The sequence below is a fragment of the Halomonas sp. KM007 genome, from assembly GCF_050709225.1.
GTDB classification, from domain to species: Bacteria; Pseudomonadota; Gammaproteobacteria; order Pseudomonadales; family Halomonadaceae; genus Vreelandella; species Vreelandella hamiltonii.
Window position 1 is genome coordinate 2689793 of the sequence record NZ_CP136131.1, and the last position, 20170, is coordinate 2709962.

Here is a 20170-nt window from a genome sequence, read left to right on the forward strand (position 1 = left end):
GGAACGATACATGATGACCATGCTGATTTTTTTGATGATATTCGTGGGCATAACAGCCGCTTGGTACCAGATTTACCAAATGCATTTCAAGATCAATACCCCTGACGAAACGGCGCTCTCGGGCAATAAAAACAGGCAGATGGATACGCTCACGGCAGCTCTCGAGCGGTCATCGGATGAGGTGGATACTCCACGATTTGATGAGGCGGCGACGCGTATCTTTGGACCTGGGGTCAACCTGGAAGCCCTGCGTATTGCGTTCTCTCAGGAAGGGCGCAACCGCTATGGTGTACCACTTCTGCGACGTAAGAGAGTGCTCATGAGCGGTCCGATGTGTCCGGCAGAAGAGGGAGATATTCGCGCTCGCCATCTGCGGCTGTTCAAGACGAGGTTGCCCTCTATCGATGTCAGGAAGGGATGCATACTGGCGGTCATCGCGAACTGCGGAATCGTACAGCTATTGGCGGCAATGAGTGTGTATACCATTCACTACTCTGTGGACGTATCGGCATTTGCGTGGGTCAATCAACCGGTGATGATCCTATCGGCGATATGGGGTGTGGTGGTCTTGAATATCCTGATCTTCAAGCTCGATACCTATCTTCATGATCTTTATCAGGCGAGACAGTTGAATCAGCTAACGCCCCTGTTCAACTAAAAATAAGCCGTGTGAAACGACAACGCCGCCTCATGGGCGGCGTTGTGGGTAGTGCAACATACTCAGATCAGCGATTCCAGGCAGGACTCGATGATGTCCAGGCCTTCGTTCAGCACGTCGTCTTCGATGGTGACGGGCATCAGGAAGCGGATGGTGTTGCCATACATGCCGCAGGAGAGCAGGATCAGACCCTCTTCACGGGCTTTTTTGCACAGCGCCGCCGCCAGCTCCGGGTTCGGGGTGCGGTCGGTTTTGTTGTTGACCAGTTCGAAGGCAGCCATGGCGCCCATGTTGCGCACGTGGTCGATGCAATCAAACTTGCCTTGCCACTCGTTGAAGCGCGTGGCCAGCTTCTCGCCCAGCGCCTGGCTCTTCTCAAGGATATTTTCCTCTTCGAAGACTTCCATCACCGCCAGCGCGGCTGCGCAGGCGGTAGGGCTACCGGTGTAGGTGCCGCCCAGGGAGTTCGGGCCAGAGGCGTCCATCACTTTGTCAGTGCCCACGATGGCAGAGATCGGCATGCCGTCGGCCATGCTCTTGGCCATGGTCATCATGTCCGGCTCGACGCCGCTGTGCTCGATGGCGAACATCTTGCCGGTGCGGCCAAAGCCTGACTGCACTTCGTCGATGATCATCAGCATGCCGTGCTCATCGCAAATTTCGCGAATCTTCTTCAGGAAGCTGGTCGGGGCGGGGTAGAAGCCGCCTTCACCCAGTACTGGCTCAAGAATGATGGCGGCAGTGTCTTTGGGGTTGGCGTCGGTTTTCAGCGTCATCTTCAGGCCGCGAATCGCTTCGTCTTCGCTGACGCCGTGGTAGGGCACCGGGTAGGGCGCGCGGAATACGGTGCCGGGCATCGGGCCGAAATCGGTCTGGTAGGGCGCGACCTTGCCGTTCATGGCCATGGTGTAGAAGGTACGGCCATGGTAGCCGCCATCGAAACAGATCACGTTGGAGCGACCGGTAGCGGCGCGGGCGATCTTCACCGCGTTTTCCAGCGCTTCAGCACCGGAATTCGCCAGCATGACTTTGGCGTGACCACGTACAGGGACGATATGGCTCAGCTTCTCGGCGACTTTAACGTAGCCCTCGTAGGGCATAACCGTTTGGCAGGTGTGCATCACCTTATCCAACTGGGCTTTCACAGCGGCCACGACTTTGGGGTGGCGATGCCCCACGTTCAAGACGCCGATACCGCCTGCGAAGTCGATGAAGCGGTTGCCGTCGGCGTCCCAGATCTCAGCGTTTTCGGCGCGGTCCGCAAAGGCGGTGGCGGGGCTTGCAGCGCCCGCCGCGACGTATTTCTGCTTTAGTTCGTTAAGCTCGGCATTGCTCATGACTCAGCTCCTTAAAGGATAGGGTGTAGCTCTAGCATAGTGCGCAATAGCGTTGATCACACTGATGACGATGCGATGACAATCCGGTTGCGCCCGGCTTGTTTGGCCTGATACATCGCTTTATCGGCGCGATCAAGCATTCGAGTACTCGACGTTTCAATGTAACACGCGATGCCTGCTGAAAGTGTCACGGTCAGCTGATGCTGAGTGTAGGGCGTTTTGAGAAGCGGGGTGGTAGGCTCGTTTGCCGCCAATAGCGTCTGATTAGATTATGCCCGCTTGGCGCAGTGCTAGGCGCTGTTCATCGGTGATGCCGATGGCATCCAGCACGCTGTCGGTGTGCTCGCCAAGCGTAGGGGGTGCGGTAGTGGCACTGATGGATTCGCCGTTGATGCGGATCGGGTTGGCTACAAGGTTGACCTCACCTGCTTGGGTATGGGGCAACGTTTGTTTCAATCCGCGTGCTTTGACATGGGGGTCGTCGAACACGCAATCCAGGGTATTGATCGGCCCGCAGGGCACGCCCACGGCCTCGAAGGCCGAAAGCCAAGTATCGGTAGGTTGTGCACCAAGTGCCAATTCCAGAAGCGGTATCAAGGTGTCGCGATGCTGAACACGGCTGCCGTTGGTGGCAAAGCGCTCGTCTTGAGCGAGCTGCGGCTGGTCGATTACCTGGCAGAAGCGTCTGAACTGCTCGTCATTACCGACCGCCACGATCATATGTCCATCGGCCGTGGCAAAGGCTTGGTAGGGCACGATGTTGGGGTGTGCATTACCCAGACGTTGGGGCACCTGGCCAGACGTCAGGTAGTTCAGCGCCTGATTGGCCAACACGCCCACCTGCACATCCATGAGTGCCAGATCGATATGGCAGCCTTCGCCACTGTCGCGGCGTTGGTAGAGGGCCGCCAGCACCGCGTTGGCCGCATACAAGCCGGTAAAAATATCGGTAATGGCGACCCCCACCTTGACCGGGCCGCCACCGGGTTCACTGTCCGGTTTACCGGTCAGGCTCATGAGGCCGCCCATGGCCTGGATCATGAAGTCGTAGCCCGCCCGGTGGGCGTAAGGGCTTTGTTGGCCAAAGCCGGTGATGGAGCAGTAGACCAAGCCGGGATTGAGCGCTTTCAGGCTCGCGTAGTCCAGGCCGTATTTTTTCAGCCCGCCGACCTTGAAGTTTTCCAGCACCACGTCCGATTGGGCCGCCAACTGCTTGATCAGTGCCTGGCCTTCGGGCTTGGCCATATCGACCGTCACCGAGCGTTTTCCGCGATTGGCGCACAGGTAGTAGGCCGATTCAGCGCTGCCGGAGAGCCAGGGTGGCCCCCAGTGGCGCGTGTCATCGCCGCTTTGGGGGCGCTCTACCTTGATCACCTCGGCACCCATGTCGGCCAGCATCTGCCCGCACCAGGGGCCTGCCAGTACCCGAGAGATATCGAGTACCTTGATGCCTGCCAGGGGCTTTGCGACTGTGCTCATGGGGTGCCTCGCTGAGTGATGACGACGTTAGAAGAACGACTGAATGCCGGTTTGTGCGCGGCCCAGAATCAGGGCGTGCACATCGTGGGTACCTTCGTAGGTATTCACGGACTCCAGGTTCACCATGTGACGAATGACGCCATACTCGTCAGACACGCCGTTACCGCCGTGCATGTCGCGGGAAACACGGGCGATATCCAGCGCTTTACCGCAGTTGTTGCGCTTGATCAGCGAGATCATTTCCGGTGCCCAGTTACCGCTGTCCATCAGGCGACCCACCTGCAGGGCGGCTTGCAGCCCCAGGGTGATCTCCGTCTGCATATCGGCCAACTTCTTCTGGATGAGCTGGTTGGCGGCCAGCGGGCGGCCAAACTGCTTGCGGTCCAGAGTGTATTGGCGGGCGGCGTGCCAGCAGAATTCAGCGGTGCCCATCACGCCCCAGGCGATGCCGTAGCGGGCTTTGTTCAAGCAGCCGAAAGGACCTTTCAGGCCGCTGACGTTAGGCAGCAGGTTCTCTTCGGGAACGAAGGCGTTGTCGAGGACGATTTCGCCGGTAATCGATGCACGCAGAGAGACCTTGCCTTCGATTTTCGGGGTGGAGAAGCCTTCGGTGCCACGCTCGACGATGAAGCCTTTGATCTGATTATCGTGGGCAGCGGACTTGGCCCAGACCACCGCGATATCGGCAATCGGGCTGTTGGTGATCCACATTTTCGCGCCGGTCAGGCGGTAGCCGCCATCGACCTTTTCCGCACGGGTAATCATGGAGCCTGGGTCGGAGCCATGGTCGGGTTCGGTCAGGCCGAAGCAGCCGACCATCTTGCCGCTAGCAAGCTTAGGCAGGTATTTCTGTTTCTGCTCTTCGGAGCCATACGCTTCGATGGGGTACATTACCAGCGATGACTGCACGCTCATGGCCGAGCGGTAGCCGGAATCGACACGCTCCACTTCACGGGCGATCAGGCCATAAGCCACGTGGTTGACGCCCGCGCCGCCGTATTCCGGGGAAACCGTGGCACCTAGCAGACCCAGCTCGCCCATCTCGGACATGATCTCGCGGTCGAAACGCTCTTCGCGGAAGGCGCTCAGCACACGTGGCTGCAGGTTTTCCTGGCAGTAGTCGTGGGCCGCATCGCGGATCTGGCGCTCTTCGTCGGTGAGCTGGTATTCGAGAAGCAGCGGGTCGTCCCAGTTGAAGCGTGTCATGGCGTGAACTCCGAAAGATGATCGTGTTGAGTTCAATGTATCGCCGTTATTTAAAAATTTCTACATTTTTTTAAAACGCAGAATTTAATCACCCGGCATTCAATCGATGCCACGGGCTTGGAGTACCCGTGTGATGATAGGCACCGGGGTCATCAGGTGGTCGCGCATCAGGTTAGCGGCCTGCTCGGCATTGCGGGCGAGAATGACGTCCACCAGCGCAGCGTGCTCCTGGCGCTTGATGTCCAGCGCCTGGGGCGACATGACGGTCTCTTGCAGCCACAGGTGGCGATAGCGCTCTACCTGATCGAAGAGGGTGTCGCGCATCTGCAGCAGGTGGGGGGAGTTGCAGCCGCTGGCAATGGCGGTATGGAACGCCTTGTGGCGTAAATCCCAGCCGTCCAGCAGTTCGTCGGGGGAGCTGACGTCGGTGACTTTGGCCAGGCGGTGTGCCGTGGCCAGCACGTTGGCTTCCCAGTCGTCGTCGCCACGTTCGATGGCGAGGCGCAAAATCAGCCCTTCCAACTGGGCGCGAGCGTCGTAGATATCGTTCAGTTCGGCCAGCGACATGGCGGCCACCCGGTAGCCCCGTTGGCTGATGGCCACGACCAGCCGGTCGGCGACCAGCTGTGACAGCGCTTCACGCAGCGGCCCGGTGCTCACGCCGTAATACTCTTTCAAACGGCTCATCAAGAGCTTCTCTTCGGGGGCATAGCGGCCACGAATGATGTCCTGCTTGAGCGCGTGGTAAGCGCTAATCGCTAGGTTCTGGCGCGGTGCATCGTGCTCCATAGGGACTCCTTGGATCAGTGTGGCTTAGACCAATGTAGGGGTATGGCGGTCAACGTAGAATAACGGCTATTATCAATAAATTTTGAAAATTTGGCACAGGTAACGACATTTATGTGGGATTTCATTATTGTCGGCGGCGGCATACTGGGTTTTTCCACCGCCATGCAGCTGCAACAGGCCTACCCGGACAAACGCTTGCTGGTGTTGGAAAAGGAAGCAGGCCCCGCTCAGCATCAAACCGGCCATAACAGCGGCGTGATTCATGCCGGGGTGTATTACACGCCGGGAAGCCTGAAAGCGAAGTTTTGCCTGGAGGGTAACCGTGCGACCCGCGAGTTCTGTGACCAGCATGGCGTGCGTTACGACATCTGCGGCAAGCTGCTGGTGGCCACCAATCCGCTGGAAAAGCAGCGTATGGAAGCGCTCTGGGAGCGCACGGCGGCCAACGGTCTGGAGCGTGAATGGCTAGAGGCCGAGGCACTCAAGGAGCGCGAGCCCAATATCACCGGCGTAGCGGGTATTTTCGTGCCCTCTAGCGGTATTGTGAATTACGCTGAAGTCACCCGCGCCATGGCGGCAGAGTTCACGCGCCTTGGCGGTGAGATCCGCTTTGACCACCGCGTGACCGGGTTGGAAGAGCGTACCAACGAGGTAGTGGTGACGACCCAAAAGGGCGCTTTCACCGGTCGTTACCTCGTCTCTTGCTCGGGACTGATGGCCGATCGCGTCATCCGCATGCTGGGCAAAGACCCAGGTTTTACGATCTGCCCCTTCCGTGGCGAATACTACCTGCTTCCCGAGCGCCACAATCAAATCGTCAACCATCTGATTTACCCCATTCCCGATCCCGCCATGCCGTTCTTGGGCGTTCATCTGACGCGGATGATCGATGGCACGGTCACCGTGGGGCCGAACGCGGTGCTGGCGTTAAAACGCGAGGGCTACCGCAAGCAGGACATGTCGCTACGCGATATGGGGCAGATGTTCAGCCACCCAGGCATCCTGAAAGTGCTGGGCAAGCATCTCAAGCCTGGGCTGGTGGAAATGAGAAACTCGCTCTACAAGCGCGGCTATCTGGAGCTGGTTCGCAAGTACTGCCCGAGCCTGACCCTGGAGGATTTGACCCCTTACCCGGCGGGCGTACGTGCTCAGGCGGTCTCCAACGATGGTCGGCTGGTGGATGACTTCCTGTTCGTGAATACTCCGCGCACGGTCAACGTGGGCAATGCGCCATCGCCTGCGGCGACCTCGGCGCTACCCATTGGTGCGCATATCGTGGAGCAGGTGAAAACGTTGTTGGATTAGTATCTAACGCGACTGCCGTGCTAACGTTTAAATACCGTTCTCGGCGCCGCTGACGGCGGCGAGAAACTGGCTCCTTACCTCCCTTTACGTCAACCATAATCAATAAGTCCAAGCAGGACGGAGGCAATTCCAATGAAAAAACTAAAATATACCGTTGCAGCGACCATGATGGCGGCTGCTCTGCCCGCCAGCGCTCAGCAGCTCTCCATCGCGACCGGCGGTACCGGCGGCGTTTACTACCCCATCGGTGGTGGCTTTGCCGAAATGATCAACAACCATATCGAAGGTGCTCAAGCGACGGCTGAAGTGACCGGTGCCTCGGTCGAGAACATGGGCTTGATCATGCGTGGCGATGCCGATATGGCGCTGGCGTTGGCCGATACGGTCTACCAAGCCTATACCGGCACCGGCGATTTCGAAGGCCGCCAGATCGAGAACACCCGCGCGCTCGCGTCTGTGTATCCCAATGCTGTGCAGTTGGTCACCCTGGCAGAGTCTGACATTCAGAGCATTGCCGACCTAGCCGGTAAGCGTGTCTCTGTAGGCGCACCGGGTAGCGGCACCGAGCTGAACGCCCGTGCTCTGCTAGAAGCCAACGGCGTCAGCTATGAAGATTTCACTCCCCAGCGCCTGAACTTCAACGAAACCGCTGACGCGATTCGTGATGGCGATATCGATGCCGGTTTCTGGAGCGTTGGCCCGCCCACCAGCTCGATTCTCAACCTTGCTGCCACCCGCGATATTCGCCTGATCGGCCTGTCCGATGAAGAGATTGCCAACGCTCAGGAAGTGGAAGCGGTGTTTGCGCCTTATGAACTGGCCGCGGGCATGTACGACGGCATGGACGAGGCGGTACAGACCATCGGTATCCCTAACGTGCTGGTCGTCAACGCCGATATGGATGAAGAGCTGGCCTACCAGTTGACTCAGCTGCTGTTCGAAAACACCGATGAGCTGATTGCCGTTCACCCAGCGGCTAACGACACCACCATCGAGTTCACCATGAACTCTACGCCGGTACCGCTGCATCCGGGCGCGCTTCGCTACTTCGAAGAAGTCGGTGCGGATATCCCTGACAACCTGCGCCCGTAATCGCGAAGCCGCTATGCGGTGGTGTTTTCCACTGGTGGCGCTTTTCTCGATGAGCGGCATGTGCGCCGAAGCGGGGGCTGCCCCTGCTTCGGCGTCGCAGCGTCTGGTCGTCACGACGCAAGAGCATCAGGCGCTGCTGAATGTCGCGGCACCCAGCGGCAGCCGCTGGTGCATCCAGTGGCAGCACTCGGTGAAGCATTTCACGGTCCTGGACTGCTACCGCAATGCGGCAGGAACGCTGCAGCTGGAGCGTAGCCATCAGCCGGATTTTGCCGCTGGGCTCGGGCATGTCCTGGGCCGTGGCGAGCAAGTGTCGGATGGGGAGGGTGGCTACTGGATCAATGAGATTAACGAATCGGTGCCCAATAACCGCTACGCACTACGGGTGGGGGCTCTCGCGGTAAACCATCAGGTGGTCTGGCCCGATGGTGAGCATGCCGCGTGCAGCCTGAGCGAGCGGGTGGCCGGGCAGCGTGTCACGATTCAACTGATGGAGGCTCGCGACGTCTTGCCCCATGACGATATCTGTCAATGAAAGCTGTTGCCAAGCACATCACATAAAGCCGGGTGTACCACGCCTGGCGCTATTACATAACGTATAAGTTAGCTAACGCTTCCGAGGACTTCATGAACGAATCCACTCCACCGCCGGTCATCATGCCGGGCGGGAATGCGATTCAACCCCGCATTGTGCTGTGGTGTATCACCATTGTTGCCGTGGGGCTTTCGTTATTCCAACTCTATTCTGCGGGTATTCAACCCCTGGGTCTCTTCTATCAGCGCAGTATCCACCTTGCGCTGATCATGCTGTTGGCGTTTCTGATGTTTCCGGCTTTTGGCCCTCACCGTAAACGCGGTGTGCTGGGCTGGGGGATCGATTTTATCTTCTTCGCCGGGGCGCTGATCACCGGGGGGTACCTGGTGCTCAACCTGGACGCCATTTTCAGCCGCGCCGGATTCTGGAACGAGACGGACATTCTGGTGGCCTGTATTGCCACGGTGACCGTACTGGAAGCCAGCCGCCGTGCGGTGGGCCTGGGCATGACGATCATTGGCCTGCTGGCGATCATCTATGCCTTTGCCGGGCCGCGGGGCGAGCTGCCCTGGCTGGGCGAGTGGATGCCCGGCATCATGGCCCACCGTGGCTACAGCCTCGACCGCGTGGCGGGTCAGCTCTACCTGGGGCAAGAAGGCATCTTCGGCCTGCCGCTGGGCGTGGCCGCCACTTATGTCTTCATTTTCGTCCTGTTTGGGGCGTTTCTGGAAAGCACGGGCGCAGGCAAGTTCTTCATCGACATGGCTTACGCAGCCACGGGCAGGCAGCGTGGTGGCCCGGCGAAGGCGGCGGTGCTGGCATCGGCGGGCATGGGGTCGATTTCTGGCAGTGCCATCGCCAACGTGGTGACCACCGGAGCGTTCACCATTCCGCTGATGAAGAAGCTGGGCTACAAGCCGAAGCAGGCGGGAGGCATCGAGGCGGCGGCTTCTACCGGTGGGCAGATCATGCCGCCGCTGATGGGGGCCGGGGCGTTCCTGATTGCCGAGTACACCAATACGCCGTACCTGGAAATCGTCAAGATCAGTATTCTGCCGGCCATCATGTACTTTGCCACGGTGTATCTCTTCGTCCACATCATCGCCTTGAAGCAAGGCATGCAGGGCATGGCCAAGAGCGAGCTGCCGCAGATGCGCCAGGTAATGAAGGATGGCTGGCATTTCCTGCTGCCGCTGGCGGTGCTGGTATGGCTGCTGGCCATGAGCATGTCGCCCATGCGGGTGGGCTACTACGCGGTGGTGACCATGGTCGCCGTGGCGGTGATCCGCTATGCGCTGTGGTACTTCTTCGTGGCTCCCAAGCAGGGCCAACCCGTGACCTTCGAGCGCACCAAGGGGGTGCTGTGGGCCGGGCTGGTGAAGCTGGTTCAGGGGCTGGAGCTGGGCGCGCGCAACGCCGTGGCGGTCTCGATGGCCTGTGCCGTGGCAGGGATCATCGTGGGCGTCGTGGGGCTGACTGGCCTGGGGCTCAAGTTCTCCTCCATGATGCTGGCCTTCTCTGGCGGTAACCTGGTGCTGGCACTGTTGATGGTTCTGTTGGCGAGTCTGATTCTGGGCATGGGGCTGCCCGTGACGGCCAGCTATATCGTATTGATCGTGCTGGTCGGCCCAGCCTTGACTGCCGAGTTCGGCGTGCCGCTGCTGATCGCTCACCTGGTGGTGTTCTGGTACTCCCAGGACTCCAACGTGACGCCTCCCATCGCCTTGGCAGGCTTTGCCGGGGCAGCGATTGCGGGCAGTAAACCCATGGAAACCGGCGTGCAGGCGTGGAAGTTTGCCAAGGGGCTCTACCTGATTCCGCTGTTCATGGTGTTCAACCCGGAAATCATCGTGGGCGGGCCGGTACCGGTGGTGATCTGGAACGGGGTCATCGCCATTCTGGCGCTGGGGGCGTTTGCTGCGTCGCTGGAGGGCTATCTGTTTACGCGCATGTCGTGGTTGTCGCGTCTGGCCATTGGCGGCGCGATCTTCGCAGTGTTCTACCCCAGCCTGTGGACAGAAATCGCAGGCGTGGTGGTCATGAGCGTGGTCATCGCAGTCAACTGGCAGGCCAGCCGTCGTGAAAATCTGAGCGTACCGAGCTAACGGCCATCCCCAAAAGAAAGCCCGGAAACCTTGAGAGGTTCCCGGGCTTTTTCATGCCTGTGGTTCAGGCCAGGCCATCCCGCAGCGCGATCCTGACGGGCAGTTAGAAGATCGACTCTGCCGCGCCTGACCCCTGCGAGCCGCTGGCTTCTTCCAGTTCCTGGCTGATGCCTCGGGCCTGATAGCCCGGCAAGTGGTCACGGTGGAACAGCTCGGAAATACCGCCAGGCTGGTCATCGTGCAGGCGTCGCCCCGTGGAGGCGTCCACGCGTGCCGATATGACCGTGGAAGGCCGCTCCGGGATCGCTGAGGGCGAGCCTGCCAGGGCATCCCCCATGAACTCTATCCAGATGGGCAGGGCGGCATTGGCACCGTACTCGGCGATGGTTTCATTGTTGTCCTTGCCCACCCAAACGGTGGTCACCAGCGCGCTGTTGAAGCCTGCGAACCAGGCATCCCGTTGGCCGTTGGTGGTGCCCGTTTTGCCCACGATGTCATCGCGGTTCAGGCTGAGCGCTGCACGGCCAGTGCCCGAGGTGATGACGTCGCGCAGCATGTCACGCAGGATATACACCGCCGCCGCATCGGCTACGCGGGGAGCAACGGGGTAGGTCTTGCCATCGATTTCCACGGTTTCCTGGCCTTCGGCACAGCTGGCACAGGCCACTTGCGGGGTGGCTTCGTCGATCAACTCGTTGTCGTCATCGCGGGTAATCCGGTCGATGAACCAGGGGGAGACCTGGAAGCCGCCGTTGGCAATCACGGCGTAGGCATTGGTCATTTCCAGCGGCGTCAGGTCGGCACTGCCCAGCGCCAGCGACAGGCCACGTGGCAGGCGCTGGGGTGCAAACCCGAACCCTTCCAGGTACTGGATGGTGTGATCCAACCCCATGGTCTGCAGCACACGAATGGTGACCAGGTTGCGAGAGCGAGCCAGCGCAGGGCGCAAGCGCATGGGGCCCTGGAAGTCACGGCTGGCGTTCACCGGGCGCCACAGGGCGTTGCTGCCGTCGTCCAGCACTACGGGGGCATCATTGACCACGCTGGCGGCGTTCATTTCGCCATCTTCCAGTGCCGCCAGATAGATGAACGGCTTGAAGATCGAGCCGGACTGACGCTGAGCCTGTACGGCGCGGTTGAACTTGCTGGCGTTGAAGTCGAAGCCGCCCTGCAGCGCCAGAATGGCGCCGGTGCGCGGGTCTTGCGCCACCAGCGAGCCTTCGGCATCCGGGCGTTGAGAGAGACGCAGGGAGCCGTCGTCATTCTCAATGACACGAATCAGGTCGCCACGCTCGGCAATTTGGCTGGCGCTGCTGGGTTCGGCCCCTCGGCTGCGCGGGCTGAGGTAGGGGCGCGCCCAGCTCAAGCCGCTCCAGGCGATGGTGTGCAGTTCACCGCCACGGGTGAGTACCTGCATTTCGCGGCCACTGCTTTCGACCACGATGGCGGGACGCAGCAGGCCATAGTTGGGCGTGCGTTCGAGTACCTGCAGCCAGTTGCTCACGTCGCCATCGACACCTTCCACTTCCGTCTGGCTGCGCTGGGCGGCCTGACGAGCGGTCTGGCGAATTTCAGGTGACTCCGAGAGCTCTTCTTCGAGGCCCTGGGTATTGGTCTGCTCCTGGGCTTCGACCAGGCTAGGGGCGATTTCACGCTGTTCGGCACCGCGCCAGCCGTGACGCAGGTCATAGGCAATCAAACCGTTGGCCAATGCCTGGCGGGCGAAAGGCTGCATGGTGCTGTCGATGGTGGTGTAAATGCGGTAGCCGCCGGTATAGGCCGCATCGCCAAAGCGCTCGATGGCGTACTGACGGGCCATTTCAGAGACATAGGCCGCATCCACCTCGGTTTGGGTGAAGTGGCGACGAGCGGTGACCGGGTCCTGCACCGAGGCTTGGTAAGCCTCGTTGTCGATGTAGCCCAGTTCGCGCATGCGGAACAGGATCCAGTTACGACGAATCAGCGAGCGCTCGGAGTTGGCCAGCGGGTTGAAGGCAGACGGCGCCTTGGGCAGGCCTGCAATCATGGCAGTTTCGGCCAGGCTCAGCTCGGCCAGCGGTTTGTTGTAGTAGGTCTCCGCCGCTGCGGCAATACCGTAGGCGCGGTTGCCAAGGAAGATCTTGTTGACGTAGAGCTCGAAGATTTCCTCTTTGCTGAGCACTTTTTCCATCTGCAGGGCCAGCAGGATCTCGCGTATTTTACGCGTGAACGTCTGGTCCAGGGTCAGCATGTAGTTACGCGCCACCTGCATGGTAATGGTCGAGCCGCCCGACTGAATGGTGCCACCGCTCTGTACTAGCTCCACCGCTGCTCGGGCCAGGCCGCGCGGGTCGACGCCGGCATGGTTGAAGAAGCTGGCATCCTCGGCGGCAATCAGCGCGTTGACCATGTTGTCCGGGATGTCATCGAAGTCGATCGCCATGCGGCGCTCTTCGCCAAATTCGCCAATCAGCTTGCCGTCATTGGTGTAGATACGGAGCGGCGTGTGCAGCTCGAAATCCTGCAGTTGCCGAACGTCGGGCAAACCCGGAGAGAAGTAGATCGCCGCGCCGATGACCGCCAGTACCGTGGCGCCCATCAGCGCAACGACCAGCGAAAATAGCGACAGCACTAGAGTTCGTAAAAACGTCATGAACAGTGGGCACCCATGAAAAGAGAGTAGGTATGGTGGTGTAACCGCCATAGCGCGCAATGGCTGCCATTATAGGAAGGGGAAGCAGCGGCCACCAGTGTTGATATGGCGTAGAGGCATTGGCGTGTGCCTTAAGCAAAAATCATGTAACCTCGAAACTTGCACGATAGGCAGGCGGAGCCGGACTCAACATGCGCTTACTAGCACCCAGTAAAGGGTTGATTGGTGTCGATATTACCTCGGCGACCGTCAAGCTGCTCGAACTCAAGCAGTGCAATGACAATTTTCAGGTAGAAAGCTACGCCGTGCGCCCCCTGCGTGAAGGCGCAGTGGTCGAGCGACGCATCCGAGATATCAACGATGTGGCCAACGTGTTGAGTCGGGCAGTGGAGCATGCCAAGCCTTCGACCCGCAAGGCCGCCGTCGCCGTTCCCGCCAGCGCTGCGATTACCAAAACGCTGCAGTTTCCCGTCTCGCTCAGCGAAGACGAGATAGAAGAACGGATCATCGCCGAGTCTGACCGCCATATCCCCTTTCCGTTCAGTGAAGTGGCGTTCGATTTTCACTGCCTGGGCCCTGCGCCTTTCGATGAAGAGCAGCAGCAGGTCATTCTGGTGGCTTGCCGTCAGCAGGATGTCTCCCAATTGACCGAAACCCTGGAGCGTGCAGGGCTCGAACCCGCTGCCGTCGACGTGGAAACCTTCGCCATGGAGCGCTCGTTGGCCGAGCTGCGCCGCCAGCTGAAGGTGGATAGCGACCCCAACGCCTGCGTCGGCCTGGTGGATGTCGGGGCCAACATGAATGCCTTCCATGTAGTGCGCGGTGGTCATATCGTCTACAGCCGCGACACGGTGTTTGGTGGCCGACAGCTGACCGATGCCATCCGTGACTACTATTCGCTCAGTATCGAAGAAGCCGGGTTTGCCAAGAAACGCGGTGGCTTGCCCGATGACTATCAGGAGAAAGTGCTCAATCCCTTTCTTGACACGGTCGTCCAACAGGTGGGGCGCTCCTTGCAGCTTTATTACACCGCTGGCCGCCAGCATGAAGTGCAGCATATCGTTCTGGCCGGCGGGTCGAGCGTGATACCCAGCTTGGCAGAGCGTATCTCCGAAGATAGCGGCATGACGGTGACCATTGCCAATCCGTTTCAACGTATGCGGATCAACAAGCGTCTCAATATCGAAGGGCTTACCAACGATGCACCGGCCATGCTGACCGCGGGCGGGCTGGCCATGAGGGCCGGGCTATGAGCATCACCATCAACCTGCTGCCCTGGCGTGAGGCGCGACGGCAGCGACGCACGCGACGCTTCGCGCAGCTGGTCATCCTGATGTTGCTGCTGGGCGTGGGGCTTGGACTGGGCGCTTCGCAACTTTATCAGCAGAAGCTGGCGGCGCAGCAGCAGCGCAATGCGTACATCACGCAACAGCTCGAGCGTTTGAACAGTGAAATTGCCGATGTGCAGCGCTATCAGGCCTCGGTAGCTCGCCTGGGTGAGCAATTGACGCTGTTTCAAACGCTGCAGGGCGAGCGGGCCAGTACGGTCAAGTTGTTCAATGACATCGCCGCCAGCGTGGTCGATGGCGTGGTGTATCAGCGTCTGGCGCGCAGTGGTGACCGTATCAGTATTTCGGCCATGGCCGGTAACGAGCGGCAGGTATCCGAGCAGCTTCGTCAAATCGCCGACATGCCAGGCTTGGGAGTGCCGCTGTTGTCGGAAGTCGCCAGCGGCCAGGATGGCACCAGCCGGGTTTTTCAGTTCGAGGTGGTGCAAGTGCTGCCCGGTAGCGAGGAGTCAGCGCCATGATCTGGAGCCGACAGCGGTGGCGTGACGAGTGGCAGCGTCTGCAGAGCGTCGATTGGCAAGCGCTGGATGTAAAAGAGGCGGGCGAGTGGCCCACCTTGTTAAAAGGCCTGTGCTGCTTGCTGGCATTTGTCATCGTGTTCGGCGGTCTGAGCTGGTGGCTGGTCGGCGAGAAGCGCATTGCGCTGGAAGCGGCGCAGCGCCAGGAAGTGCGTTTGCTGGGTGAGTACCGTGGCAAGGTGGGTGAAGCGGCTTTCTTGCCGGAGGTACGCGACCAGTTGACGCTGTTGGAAGAGCAGATTTCCTCGATGCGTGCCATGCTCCCCACCAGCGCCGAGATCCCCACGCTGCTGGACGGTATCAGCGATGCTGCGGTGAGCAACAATCTGACCATCGAGACCATTCGCCTTCGCCCCACGGTACTCAATACCCACTATGTCGAGCACCCCTTCGATATCCAGGTGAGGGGCGGCTTTCATGAGCTGGCACGCTTCGTGGCGGATATTAGCCAGCAGGCGCGGATCATCACCCAGCAGGATGTCACTCTGGTGCCTATTGAGCAGGGCAGTGATACGCTGCGCATGTCGCTGCTGGCGCGCACCTATAGCTATATAGATGATGCAGAGCAGGGGGGCACTCCATGAAGCGTTGGCCCGTCCTGGTAGGGTGCCTGTTACTGCTGGCTGGCTGTGGGGATGCCAACCTGGCTCAGTTGGACGAACAGCTCAATGACATTCGGCGTAGCCCAGCGGGGCAGCCGCCGATAGAAATACCGACGATTCCCGATTACCGAGTGGTCGATTATCGTTATAGTGATGCACGTAGCCCCTTTTTGGCACCCGAGAGCATTCGTACGCAGGCCTCGTCGGCCTTGCTGGAAAGTGCCCTTGCCCCGGACCAGCAGCGCCCTCCCGAGCCGTTGGAGCAGTTTCCGTTGCCATCGCTGCGCCTGGTGGGCACGCTGCGCATGGGCGGTCAGCAGGTGGGTATGATTGCCGCGCCGGATGGCAGTGTGACCAGCGTCAGGGTGGGCAACTATCTGGGTACCGACCATGGGCGCATCACGGCCATTGAACCGCAGCAGGTGCGGCTGACCGAGCGCATTTTCAATCAGCAGCAAGGCTGGCAGGAGCGCCCGGCGGCGCTGACGTTGGAGTAAGCCGCAAGCGCCTTGCCACATAACGTGTTTCGACCTTTTTCAGTTACTGGATGACTTTTTATGGCCATCACGCTCCGCCAAATAACGCTTTCCTTGTTTGCCATGATGCCTGCGCTGGCCTGGGGCTCCGTGCTCACTGCGCTGGACGTTCGAGAAACCTCGCGTGGCGATGTGGAGCTGCTGCTGCAGTTCAGCGGTGGCGTGGCGGAGCTGAGCGGCTATCGTCTGGATGCGCCGCCGCGTCTGGCGCTGGACTTGGCCGATACGCAAAGCGGCCTGGCACAGCGTCGCATCAATGTCGGCAGTGCAGGCGTCGAACGCATCACGGCGCTGGAGGGCAATGGCCGAACGCGGTTGGTGGTCGACCTGAGCCAGCCGTTGGAATACACCTCGCGGGTCGACGGCGACCGGTTGAGGATTACGCTCTCGCCTGATGCCTCGCCTCAGGGAGGTCTGGAAACGTCGCAAGGCCCCCAGGTCAGTGATATCGACTTCCGTCGCGGTACGGATGGCTCGGGGCGCCTGTTGGTGACCTTCGACCGTGACGGTGTCGTCACTCAGGTGCGTGAAGGCAGTGGGGGGCGCGTGATTGCCGAATTGCGAGACGTGGACATCCCCGATGCCTTGAACCAGATTTACGATGTCACCGATTTTGCTACGCCGATTACCCGCATCACGCCCCGTTCCGGGCAGCGTGACACGCTGCTGGAGCTGCAAACGGAAGGCCCTTACGCCATGTTGTCCTCGCAGAGTGGCCGCACGTTGACCATCGAGGTCCAGCCGGTGAGCCAGGCACCGCAGCAGCAGCGCGAGCGCGAAGGGCAGTCGTTCACGGGTGATCGCCTGAGTCTCAACTTTCAGGATATCGAAGTGCGTGCCGTGCTGGCGACGCTGGCCGAGTTTACTGGCCTGAACCTGGTGGCCAGCGACAGCGTGACAGGGCGCGTCACCTTGAACCTGAACGAAGTCCCTTGGGACCAGGCGCTGGCATTGATTCTGCAAAGCCAGGGGCTCTCCAGTCGCGAGCAGGGCAATGTCATCGTGGTGGCCCCCGCCAGCGAGCTGGCTGACCTGGAGCGGCAGGAGATCGAGGCGCGCAATCAGCAGCAGACCCTTGCCCCGCTGATCACCGAGTTCGTCGAGGTCAAATACGCGCGGGCAGAAGATCTGGCGCAGCTGCTGCGCGGTGGTGACGGGTTTGGCTTGTTGACCGACCGTGGCCGCGTCAGCGTCGATCAGCGTACCAATACGCTGCTCATTCAAGACACGGCGGAGCAAGTGCGCGACATCATGCGTACCCTGGACAGGCTGGATGTGGCGGTGCGCCAGGTGCAGATCGAGGCACGTATCGTGATTGCCCGAGATACCGCTTCCCGGGAGCTGGGCGTGAACTGGGGCGTCTCCAGCACCCGAGGCTTCCTGGAAAACGAAGCCGGGCAGTTCGTGCCGCGCAACATCAATCCTGGCGGCCTCAACCGTGCCCAGGGTGGGCTGGCCGTTGACCTGGGCTCTACCGCCGCGGCCAGCACGGGCTTCAGCTTTGGTTATCTCTCGGGGGATATTCTGCTCGACCTGGAGCTGCGCGCCCTGGAAAGCGAAGGCAAGAGCCAGACCATTTCGCAGCCACGCGTGATTACCGCCAACCAGCGTACGGCCACCATCCGCCAAGGCGAAGAGCGGGCCTTCCAGAGCGTCGATGCCCAAGGTAACCCCGATACCGAGTTCAAGGAGGCGGAGCTGTCGCTGGAAGTCACGCCGCAAATTACCCCGGACAATCGCATCATCATGGATCTGGTAATCAAGAACGACAGTTTCCGTGAAAGCGAGTTTGGCGGCGAGCCGCCCATCGACACCAATCAGATCGAAACCCAGGTGCTGGTCGATAACGGTCAGACGGTGGTGCTGGGCGGAATCCTGACCACCGAGCAGCTGAGCCAGATGGCCAAGACGCCGCTGCTGGGTGATCTGCCCTTTATCGGTCGGCTGTTCCGCTATACCGAAGAGAGCAATGAAAAGGTAGAGTTACTGGTCTTTATCACTCCCCGATTACTTGATGATGGTTTGGCGGTTCGCTGATGCAGGATTTACCCAATATTTTTTTGATCGGCCCCATGGGGGCTGGCAAGAGCACGATAGGTCGCCTGTTGGCGGCGGAGCTGTCGCGCTCCTTTCATGATAGCGACCATGCCATACAGGATCGTTGCGGTGCCGATATCCCGTGGATTTTCGACGTGGAAGGTGAGCCCGGCTTTCGTCAGCGTGAAATTCAGATGATTGACGAGCTCACCCAGCTCACGGATGTCGTGGTCGCCACCGGCGGTGGCGCGGTGCTGCGAGAAGAGAACCGCCGTGCACTGCGTGAACGCGGTACCGTGGTATACCTGATGACCACCGTAGAGCAACAGCTCAAGCGCACGGCCAAGGACCGTAATCGTCCGCTGCTCCAGTGTGCCGATCGGGAGCAGGTGCTCAACGACATGTTCGCCACCCGTGACCCCCTCTATCGCGCCACGTCCGATATTACCGTACGTACGGATCGACGCAGTCCGCGTGCCGTGGTCAATGAAATTCTGCGCCGGGTCCACCGGCTGGTCGACCCGCTGGAAGCAACAGGCACAACGCAAACAAAGGTATCGTCATGACACAGCCCTCAGGCATAGAACGCACTCTGAACGTGGATCTGGGTGAGCGAAGCTACCCCATTCATATCGGCGTGGGGTTGTTGAATCGCCCTGAGCGGTTCGTGCCTTACCTGGCGGGTGAGCAGGTCATGGTGATCACCAACGAGACCGTTGCGCCACACTATCTCGACGCGCTGTGCCAAAGCTTGCCCGAGCACCTTGACGTACGCACGCTGGTGCTGCCCGATGGCGAGCAGTACAAAAGCATCGAACAGGTCAGCCGTATCTGGGATGCCTTGCTGGAGGCGGGGTTCAACCGCCGCTGTACGCTCATTGCGCTGGGCGGTGGAGTGATTGGCGACATGGTGGGCTATGCGGCGGCCTCCTATCAGCGTGGCGTCGCGTTCATTCAAGTGCCCACCACCCTGCTCTCGCAGGTGGACTCCTCGGTGGGCGGGAAGACCGGGGTGAACCATCCGCTGGGCAAGAACATGATTGGCGCTTTCTGGCAGCCCAAAGCCGTCATCGTCGATATCGATACCCTGGTCACGCTGCCGCCCCGGGAGCTGTCGGCGGGCCTGGCCGAAGTCGTGAAGTATGGCTTCATTCGTGACGAAGACTTTTTGGGCTGGTTGGAAGCGCACATGGATGCCCTGCGTCAGGTGGAGCCAGGCATCGTGGCCGAGGCGATTGCCAGAAGCTGCCAGATCAAGGCCGACATCGTGGCCGAAGACGAAACCGAGCAGGGGGTTCGCGCACTGTTGAACCTGGGGCATACCTTTGGCCATGCCATCGAAGCGCATCAGGGGTATGGCAACTGGCTGCACGGTGAGGCGGTGGGGGCGGGCATGGCCATGGCGGCCACGCTGTCATGCCAGCTGGGCTGGATCACTGAGGATGCGCTGGCGCGCACTCGGTCGGTGATCGAAAGTGCCGGACTGCCGCTGGCCGCGCCGCGCGATATGAGCGCAGACGACTTTCTGGTGCGCATGCGCCTGGACAAGAAAAACGTCGATGCGCGCCTGCGGCTGGTGCTGCTCAAGGCGCTGGGGGATGCCTGCGTCAGCGATGCCACGCCCCCGGAACTGCTAGCCGAGCTGCTGACCGGCTACCCTCGCGCCTAGCGAGGTAGCGTCGGATGCTGACCATGCGTCAGTCATTACATTGGCAAAGCCCGCCCAGCCACGGCGGGCTTTTTATTGGCTGTCAGTATCCAATCAGCATGGCTTATGCGCTATCGGCATGGGTTTTTTGCTTTATTTTAGACCAAAGTCTAATGCTTTGTAGGCAGCGTTTAAAAATCGTGCAATGACTGTGCAAGTGCTTGAAGTGTATGTATTTTTTTGTAGTTTGAGCATGCAACTACAGGATTTGACAAGGTTTTTTTGCAGTTGGCGAGTTCTGGGTGATTGCGCTACGCGGCTGCAAATCGCTATGCTGAGCAA

At 60.1% G+C, this 20170-nt stretch carries 18 protein-coding genes; 12 read left to right on the forward strand and 6 right to left on the reverse strand.

All coding sequences use genetic code 11. The features are described 5' to 3' along the window. Positions 1–10: 10 nt before the first annotated feature. Positions 11–658 carry a hypothetical protein gene (locus RVM27_RS12730; protein WP_498938752.1) on the forward strand — a complete coding sequence of 216 codons (648 nt, stop codon included), beginning with the start codon at positions 11–13 and terminating at the stop codon, positions 656–658. A 62-nt stretch (positions 659–720) separates the two neighbouring features. Here the strand turns inward: RVM27_RS12730 and gabT are convergent, their stop codons facing one another. From gabT to csiR, 5 genes are all read right to left on the reverse strand, one after another. Continuing rightward, on the reverse strand, positions 721–1995 hold the full coding sequence (gene gabT / locus RVM27_RS12735) for an aspartate aminotransferase family protein (RefSeq protein WP_498938750.1): 1275 nt from the start codon (positions 1993–1995) through the stop codon (positions 721–723). A gap of 56 nt (positions 1996–2051) precedes the next feature. Continuing rightward, on the reverse strand, positions 2052–2186 hold the full coding sequence (locus tag RVM27_RS12740) for a diguanylate cyclase domain-containing protein (RefSeq protein ID WP_230834512.1): 135 nt from the start codon (positions 2184–2186) through the stop codon (positions 2052–2054). Between the two features lie 73 nt (positions 2187–2259). Continuing rightward, positions 2260–3474, reverse strand: coding sequence for a CaiB/BaiF CoA transferase family protein (locus RVM27_RS12745; protein WP_498956754.1), 1215 nt, complete (start codon positions 3472–3474; stop codon positions 2260–2262). Between the two features lie 27 nt (positions 3475–3501). Continuing rightward, complete coding sequence (locus RVM27_RS12750) at positions 3502–4680, reverse strand: acyl-CoA dehydrogenase (RefSeq protein WP_287807702.1); 1179 nt, start codon at positions 4678–4680, stop codon at positions 3502–3504. A 99-nt stretch (positions 4681–4779) separates the two neighbouring features. Next, the gene (gene csiR / locus RVM27_RS12755) at positions 4780–5469 is read right to left on the reverse strand and encodes a DNA-binding transcriptional regulator CsiR (RefSeq protein ID WP_287807700.1); all 690 of its coding nucleotides are present in this window, start codon (positions 5467–5469) and stop codon (positions 4780–4782) included. 111 nt (positions 5470–5580) lie between these two features. Here csiR and lhgO point away from each other — a divergent pair, with 111 nt between their 5' ends. The 4 genes from lhgO (at position 5581) to RVM27_RS12775 (ending at position 10506) form a co-directional block, all read left to right on the forward strand. Beyond that, positions 5581–6774: an L-2-hydroxyglutarate dehydrogenase gene (gene lhgO / locus RVM27_RS12760; protein WP_287807697.1), complete on the forward strand. Its 1194-nt coding sequence runs from the start codon at positions 5581–5583 to the stop codon at positions 6772–6774. 132 nt (positions 6775–6906) lie between these two features. Beyond that, the gene (locus RVM27_RS12765) at positions 6907–7866 is read left to right on the forward strand and encodes a TAXI family TRAP transporter solute-binding subunit (protein ID WP_287807696.1); all 960 of its coding nucleotides are present in this window, start codon (positions 6907–6909) and stop codon (positions 7864–7866) included. 13 nt (positions 7867–7879) lie between these two features. Continuing rightward, positions 7880–8401 carry a DUF1850 domain-containing protein gene (locus RVM27_RS12770; protein WP_498956755.1) on the forward strand — a complete coding sequence of 174 codons (522 nt, stop codon included), beginning with the start codon at positions 7880–7882 and terminating at the stop codon, positions 8399–8401. Positions 8402–8493: 92 nt separating this feature from the next. Further along, positions 8494–10506, forward strand: coding sequence for a TRAP transporter permease (locus RVM27_RS12775; protein WP_498956757.1), 2013 nt, complete (start codon positions 8494–8496; stop codon positions 10504–10506). Between the two features lie 103 nt (positions 10507–10609). On the opposite strand, the gene RVM27_RS12780 is transcribed toward RVM27_RS12775, so the two are convergent. Beyond that, positions 10610–13138, reverse strand: coding sequence for a penicillin-binding protein 1A (locus RVM27_RS12780; protein WP_498956758.1), 2529 nt, complete (start codon positions 13136–13138; stop codon positions 10610–10612). A gap of 191 nt (positions 13139–13329) precedes the next feature. Between RVM27_RS12780 and pilM the strand changes: the two genes are divergently transcribed. Genes pilM through aroB form a run of 7 tightly spaced genes read left to right on the forward strand, consistent with a single transcriptional unit; the run spans position 13330 to position 19849 of the window. Beyond that, entirely contained in the window at positions 13330–14391 is a 1062-nt protein-coding gene (gene pilM / locus RVM27_RS12785) for a type IV pilus assembly protein PilM (RefSeq protein WP_498956759.1), read from the forward strand. Next, positions 14388–14948, forward strand: coding sequence for a PilN domain-containing protein (locus RVM27_RS12790; RefSeq protein WP_287807686.1), 561 nt, complete (start codon positions 14388–14390; stop codon positions 14946–14948). Before pilM ends, RVM27_RS12790 begins: the two co-directional genes overlap by 4 nt. Further along, complete coding sequence (locus tag RVM27_RS12795) at positions 14945–15589, forward strand: type IV pilus inner membrane component PilO (protein ID WP_039180103.1); 645 nt, start codon at positions 14945–14947, stop codon at positions 15587–15589. Before RVM27_RS12790 ends, RVM27_RS12795 begins: the two co-directional genes overlap by 4 nt. Then, positions 15586–16104 (forward strand): pilus assembly protein PilP, encoded by a 519-nt coding sequence (locus RVM27_RS12800; RefSeq protein ID WP_167385710.1) that lies wholly within the window; start codon positions 15586–15588, stop codon positions 16102–16104. The genes RVM27_RS12795 and RVM27_RS12800 overlap by 4 nt, the downstream gene beginning before the upstream one ends. A 60-nt stretch (positions 16105–16164) precedes the next feature. Beyond that, on the forward strand, positions 16165–18180 hold the full coding sequence (locus RVM27_RS12805; RefSeq protein WP_498956760.1) for a type IV pilus secretin PilQ: 2016 nt from the start codon (positions 16165–16167) through the stop codon (positions 18178–18180). Beyond that, complete coding sequence (gene aroK, locus RVM27_RS12810) at positions 18180–18746, forward strand: shikimate kinase (RefSeq protein WP_498956761.1); 567 nt, start codon at positions 18180–18182, stop codon at positions 18744–18746. The genes RVM27_RS12805 and aroK overlap by 1 nt, the downstream gene beginning before the upstream one ends. Next, positions 18743–19849, forward strand: coding sequence for a 3-dehydroquinate synthase family protein (gene aroB / locus RVM27_RS12815; RefSeq protein ID WP_498956762.1), 1107 nt, complete (start codon positions 18743–18745; stop codon positions 19847–19849). Before aroK ends, aroB begins: the two co-directional genes overlap by 4 nt. Positions 19850–20170 lie beyond the last annotated feature (321 nt).